5 protein-coding genes are annotated in these 7,281 nt (G+C 33.1%); all 5 read left to right on the top strand.

Annotation, left to right across the window (positions count from 1 at the left end; translation table 11 throughout):
• The first annotated feature begins 489 nt into the window (after positions 1–489).
• The 5 genes from KZ793_RS06275 to KZ793_RS06255 all read left to right on the top strand — a co-directional run bounded on the left by KZ793_RS06275 (position 490) and on the right by KZ793_RS06255 (position 7,266).
• The gene (locus KZ793_RS06275; protein WP_225814475.1) at positions 490–1,596 is read left to right on the top strand and encodes a lipase family protein; all 1,107 of its coding nucleotides are present in this window, start codon (positions 490–492) and stop codon (positions 1,594–1,596) included.
• A 623-nt stretch (positions 1,597–2,219) separates the two neighbouring features.
• Positions 2,220–3,338, top strand: a complete 1,119-nt coding sequence (locus KZ793_RS06270) for a lipase family protein (RefSeq protein ID WP_225814473.1) — start codon at positions 2,220–2,222, stop codon at positions 3,336–3,338.
• A gap of 366 nt (positions 3,339–3,704) precedes the next feature.
• Complete coding sequence (locus KZ793_RS06265) at positions 3,705–4,790, top strand: lipase family protein (protein ID WP_225814471.1); 1,086 nt, start codon at positions 3,705–3,707, stop codon at positions 4,788–4,790.
• Between the two features lie 544 nt (positions 4,791–5,334).
• A complete protein-coding gene (locus KZ793_RS06260) occupies positions 5,335–6,438 on the top strand; it encodes a lipase family protein (protein ID WP_225814469.1) in 1,104 nt (367 codons plus the stop codon).
• Positions 6,439–6,669: 231 nt separating this feature from the next.
• Positions 6,670–7,266, top strand: coding sequence for a GNAT family N-acetyltransferase (locus tag KZ793_RS06255; protein ID WP_317987446.1), 597 nt, complete (start codon positions 6,670–6,672; stop codon positions 7,264–7,266).
• Positions 7,267–7,281: the final 15 nt, after the last annotated feature.

Genomic DNA, 7,281 nt, shown 5'->3' with positions numbered 1-7,281 from the left:
TCATTCACTTGCCGCCGCGCTGCGGCTCGAAATCTATTAGGTATATAAACAAATAGATATATTTTCAGTAATCAAAGAGCATCCAATCAAATAAGTTCCATATCGTTATATTTCATAATCCTATCTATTAATTTCTCAATAAAGATTATCATTTATCAATCATAGTTACATAAAACAATCAAACGAACATATTTGTAAATTTAAATATTATTATTATCAACTTAAAATTCAACTCTGTTTTTTATTTAAAAATAAGATTAAGATATTATTCCAATAGGGATTGTCTTTAGCGGAAATACATAAGGAGATCAGCACTAAGATGGGTTTAAAACCCATTGATTTTTATCTGGAATATTACCCTGTTCCACGTTCTACTACAAAGAAATAAAAATAAAATATCCCTATGCAATGGGTTATAAAAAAGTTGAATATTGATACTTTTACCAGAGCATAATATCAAAATTTATATTATAAAAATGGAGAGTAAAAATGACTATTTCTCTTAAAGATCAAAGAATAAATCTCGCACTCAGCTTTATCAGTGGTGCAGGGAGTATAATCACTGAAAAACCAGAGCCGACTATAGTTGCAGAAGATATTCAAACATCACTGGAAAAGAGCAGAGTGACAGCCAACAGATTTTCTATTATTTGGGGGCCCGCCGTTTTTCGCGTTGATAACGACAAAAACACCAAGGGTAATAAGGACGACCACGTTTTATTCATTGTAAAAAATCGCAAGATTCCCCATGATTATCGCATCGTTATCCGAGGATCATGGTCTGATGTTAACTGGCAAGTTGAAAATTTTGCTGTACATGAAACAGTAAACTGGTCACTTTGGGATCAGAATATTCCTGAAGAATTTAAAGATGCTAAGATTTCTTATGGAACCCACATAGCATTAAACTATATTGTTAATCAAGTAAAAAGTAACAATATTCCTGGATATGGAGAATCACTCATCGAAGCAATTAATAAAATTGCTTCGGAAAAAGGCATACATAATATTACCATCACCGGGCACAGTTTGGGTGGTATTCTCGCTTCTACCCTTGGATTGTATTTAAAACGCTTATACCTTAATAAAGGGAACAATAATATTCGTATTCATGTTTGCTCTTTTGCCAATCCAAATACCGGTAATAATATTTTTGCATCTTATATTAAATCTGTTTTTAACGGTACCTTAACAACCAGCTATAAAAGCCATTTTTTAAGGATATATAATCGTAAAGATGTTATTTCCCTCATTTGGAATCTGGATGGATTAGAGAAAATCCCAACCATCTATGAACCATTAATTAAATTAGATGAGAAATTAATTAACAGATTTAAAAAGATTGTTCTTCTCGTGCAAGATAAAGGTTACACCAAACTCACGCCAGACTTACCTTTTACAGCACCTATTGCAGAACTGGATCTCAATAAGCAAGTTGTTTTTCAACATATTAAAGCCTATGCCAACCAATATGGCATGAATTTATTAGAGGTTAATGACGGCACCCAACCACCTACTGATGATATTGTGGTTATTAATAGTAATCTATCTCAAGATATTGTTGATTATTTCCTACAGATACCTCTGCCTGAATGAAAATATTAATGTCGCATAAATTTATTATGCTTTATCTATATTTTATCTAAACTTAACGGAGCCTTATTATAAAGGCTCCATTAAACTAAGCTATTTAAATATAATAATAAAACCCCTTTTCTCTATATATCATTAGAATATCATCGATTTATAATTATTCCCAATAATATTATTCACAAAGATAATCTCAAAGCTATTTATATATTACTACCATTAAGCAATATATATAATCCAAAAAGATAGCAATAATATTAACATGTAATTATTCAATATATAACCTCAATCATTTACTTTTAATTTATAAATAAATAATTTATATTTTTGTCAAGTAAAATAATATCAAAAAACCCATGTGCTTATTTGACAGATTTGAAAGTTATTATTAACTTTAAGTTAAATTCTGTTTTTGTCTAAATGGAAGAGCAAAAGAATTAAATCTTGATATTTAGACCCTATGGATTTCAAGTTGCATCGCGACGGCAAGGGAGCGAATCCCCGGGAGCATAGCAAACTATGTGACCGGGGTGAGTGAGCGCAGCCAACAAAGAGGCAGCTTGAAAGATAACGGGTATAGACCGACACCTCGCATTAACACTTATTACATGAAAAAATAAGGAGTAAAAATGACTATTTCTCGTGAAGATCAAAAAATAAATCTCGCGCTCAGCTTCGTTATTAACTCTGGAGGTATAAAAACTAGCAAACCAGAACCGGGCATTGTTTCGGAAAATATCCACAGATCATTGGAAAGCAGTCAAGCAACAGCAAACAAATTCACTATCATTTGGGGACCCGCTGTGTTTCGCGTTGATGACGTTGATGGGAAAAAAAGCGTTATAGATAAAAAGGACGATCATGTTCTATTCATTGCGCAAAATCGCCATGACCCAAATGACTATCGCGTGGTTATTCGGGGATCATGGTCCGATATTAACTGGCTCAATGAAGATATTATTGTCTGTAAAACTCAAGATTGGGCACGATGGGATTCAAGATCACCTGAAAATGCCAAGATAGCCTACGGAACTGACATGGCATTAGGCTATATTCTTAATCAATTGAAAAGCAACAATCCTCCGGGTTATGGAGAATCGCTCACTGATGCCATTGATAAAATTGCCCAGAAAGAAGGGGTACAAAACATTACTATTACAGGACACAGTTTAGGAGGCGTGCTATCTTCTACCATTGGTTTATATCTAAAAAGACGGTATCTTGATAAGGGAAACAACAATATTCGAATTAATGTCTGTGCTTTTGCAGGCCCAACTGCTGGCAACGATACTTTCGTATCCTACTCTGAATCTATTTTCAATGATATATTAGTTGCCGGTTATAAAAGTAATTTTCTGAGAATTCATAATAGTATAGATGTCGTTCCCTTAGCCTGGCATATAAAAGGTTTAGAGGAAGTTAAAGCTATCTATCCAGTGTTAACTGTAACAATTAATGCTCTTATCCTCTCGGTCCTTGATAAGAATTACACGCAAATTTTCCCAGATTTCCCTATTCATTCACAGATTTCAATATCACCAATAGCGTCGTTTGATGATTTACTGGTTAATGTTGGCAATCAACATATTCATGCCTATACCAAAGAGTATGATATGAGTTTCATCACCATTGATGATAATTCAAATATACCGACTGATTACGATATTGTTGTCATTAATGATAGCCTATCCGAAAGTATCATTGATCTCTTCAAATTTCTAACCAAGGATAAAATCAGCATTACATAATTTTATATTATTATGTATGATATAAATGGGGCCTTTATTAAAGGTTCCATTAATTGCAATAAATTAATTTCCATGAACAGCATGATATACAAAGTAACTCATATAATCTTTCAAAGATGTAATTATATTTCGTGTAATTATTTGGCACATCATATTTATCGCTTATCTTTAATTTCACAACAAATAATTTATATATTGACATACAAACAATATTAAAAAAATCCTTATATTCATTTGACAGATTCAAAATTCATTATTAACTTTAAACTTAACTATATTTTCTATTTAAACGTAAGCTTAGAAAAATTAAACCTTGATGTTTGAACCTAAAAATCAGATCAACATTTAAAAATGGGAGAGATAAAAATGACTATATCTTGTGAAGAGCAAAAATTAAATCTTGCATTAAGCCTTATTATTAATTCTGGAGAAATTTCTGACAAACCAGATAACATAAAAGTCATTGAATGTGATATTAATAAATCACTTAAAAACAGTAAAGCAACAACAGATAAATTCTCTATGGTTTGGGGACCGGCTATATTCCTTATTGATGAAACATCCCATGACAAAAAATATGATCACGTTGTCATGATTGTGAAAAATATCGATAATCCAAGTGACTATCGCATTGTCATTCGGGGAACCTGGTCTAAGATTAACGAGTTTGATGAAGATCTTCATGTATCTAAAACTGTAGACTGGTCGAATTGGGACACTAATATTCCTCAAGAATTTAAAGACGCTAAAATCTCCCATGGAACAGACTTAGCATTAACCTCTCTTATTAATGGCTGTCCTCTTAATGAGGACAATGAACCACTAATCGATAAAATTAATAAAATTATCAAAGAAGAAGGGCAAAATAAGATACTGAATATTACCGTCACTGGGCATAGTTTGGGCGGTTTACTTGCTTCTACTATTGGCTTATATCTGAAGAGAAAATACCTTCATGAAGAAAACAACAATATTCGTATTCAAGTATGTACTTTTGCAGCCCCAACTGCCGGTAATGATATTTTCGCCTCCTATTCCGATTCTGTTTTTAAAGGCACATTAGGCCCTGATTCTTATGAAAGTAATTTTTTAAGAATTCATAATAACCATGATATCGTTCCCTTGGCATGGGCTAAACATGATTTAAAGAAAATTGAGAAACTCTATCCAATACTAATAATTGGAGTTGAGATTTATATCCACAAAACCCACCATATAAACTATACCCAACTCTCCCCAGAGTTCTCTTTTTCAGAGAAGTTAAATAAACATCAAAACTTACTTGATAGTATAGGGTTTCAACATATCAATGCATATCCAAAATATTATAAAATGACTTACAAAGAAATTCATGGCAATTTACCGATACCGACTGGTTGCGATATTGTTGTGGTTGACAATAACTTATCTAAACATATTCATGACTGTTTCAGCTCTCTAATTAAAGATTAGAGCAATATTACATAACCTTACCCTATTGTAATATATTTTTTGATTCATCAGTAATGGAACCTCTATTAAAGGTTCCATTCATTGCAATAAATTACAATTAAATAGAGTAAATAAATTATTTTTCCTACCTATCACTAATTACAGCAATTCACTATCACTCACTTTTGTAGATACCAATATAAATTATTTTACATAGCTAATAATATAGCTATGCCCTTCACGTTATCATTACCAATAGCTATACCCTTCATCTTTCAAGCTGCTGCTTTGTTGGCTGCTTTCACTCACCCCAGTCACATAGTTATCTATGCTCCTAGGGATTCGTTCACTTGCCGCCGCGCTGCAACTCGAAATCTATTTGGTATAGATAATTTATTTTGTTAAATAAAATAACCTTAAAAAATTATATACTCCCATTTAACAGGTTTAAAGATTATTATTAACTTTTACTCTGTTATTTAAATAAAAACCCAAAGTATTGATCATTGATGTTTAAGCTAACACATTAGATCAACATTCATCATATTAAAAATTGGAAATAAAAATGACGATTTCTCTTGAAGATCAAAAAATAAATCTCGCGTTAGGCTTTATTATTAACGCAGGAAGCATAATAACCTATCAATCAGAACCGGCTATCGTTTCAGAAAATATTCAAAAAGCATTAGCAAGTAGCAAAGCAACAGCAAATAGATTCTCTATCATTTGGGGACCTGCTGTTTTTCGTGTCGGTAGTGTTAATAATAAAACAAGCGTTTCAGATAAAAAAGATGATCACGTTTTATTCATTGTAAAAGATCTCAAAAATCCAAACGATTATCGAGTCGTTATTCGTGGTTCATGGTCCAATGTTAACTGGTTTGATGAGAATTTTAATGTAAGCACAACTGAAAACTGGTCAATTTGGGATTCAAAAGCCCCCAAAGATGCTAAAATTTCAAAAGGAACCCATATAACTTTAGACTATATTGTCAACCAAATAAAGAGCAATAACCCTCTTGGTTATGGAGAATCATTGATTGAGGCAATTGATAAAATTGCACTGGAAGAAGGCGTACATAATATTACTCTTACAGGGCATAGTTTAGGCGGTGTGATGGCCTCTACGCTTGGTGTGTATTTAAAGAGACGTTATATTGATAGAGGAAATAATAATATTCGTATTCATGTTTCCTCCTTTGCTGCCCCAACCGCTGGTAACGATGTTTTCGCATCCTATAGTGAATCTGTTTTTAATGGAACATTACTATCTAGCTATGAAAGTAATTTTCTCCGGATCCATAATCGTAAAGATATCGTTACCCTAGCCTGGAGTGTAAAAGGATTAGAAGAAATTAAGGTTCTCTATCCAATATCCACTTTAATCGTTAACGGTTTTATTTCAGTCGTGAAGGATAAGAATTACACTCAACTTACACCAGATTTACCTTTTACTGCACCTGATTTAAAACCTTCTACCGGTTTAATTGAAAAACTCGTACTTCAACATATTGATGCGTATCCCAAAGAATACGGCATGAGTTTTACCGTCGTTAATGATCGTGCTAATCCACCAACTGATTATGATATTGTTGTAATTAACGATGGTCAATCTCGCAATATTAGAGAGTTTTTATCATCTATTGTTCAAGATGAAAACAAGACCTGATAATTTCATCGTATTGACTCTTTTTATAATTTAACCCGAATGGAACCTTGATTAAAGGTTCCATTTATTACAATAAAAGTTTATTCCAGACAATTAACCATCTGCCAAGTTATTATTGACCCGTCATCCCTCTGCCAAAATTATTTATAGTAACCATTATCACATTAATTAAACTTTCTTTGACAAAAATATCACTTAATGGTAGTGAAATTCATTATCATCTGACTTTTCATAAAACAAAACATTACAGAAGGAAACCAAAATGGAACCAAAAAAGCTAGAAACCAGAAGATTAATATTACAGCAAGCACCCCGTGGCCCTACCCAGATGATGGTGCCCTGGAATATATAAATAAGATCGCGATACCATCAATGGCAGAAGAAAATGCATGGTATTGGACTATAAGAAAGAAGGATGATCCATCAACAATAATAGGAATGATATCACTATATGATCAAGAAAATAATAATAGAGGTTTCTGGCTAGATCCACAGTGGCATCGGAACGGATTTATGACCGAAGCAGTCCAAGTAGTCACTGATTTTTGGTTTAATACCCTAAATCGCAAAGTACTCAGAGCACCTAAATCCAGTGACAATATTGCTTCAAGGAAGATATCAATTAAAAGTGGTATGCGATTAATAAGACTAGAGAATAAAGACTATACCCTATGGATTTCAAGTTGCATCGCGACGGCAAGGGAGCGAATCCCCGGGAGCATAGATAACTATGTGACTGGGGTGAGTGAGTGCAGCCAACAAAGAGGCAGCTTGAAAGATAACGAGTATATGTTAGCGGAAGAATGCTCTCGGAGATATGGGAAATAACTCACGACGAGTGGA

This window comes from Photorhabdus antumapuensis (assembly GCF_020387775.1).
Classification (GTDB): domain Bacteria; phylum Pseudomonadota; class Gammaproteobacteria; order Enterobacterales; family Enterobacteriaceae; genus Photorhabdus; species Photorhabdus antumapuensis.
The sequence above is the reverse complement of the archived record's forward strand: the minus strand, read 5'-3'. Positions and strand labels throughout refer to the sequence as shown.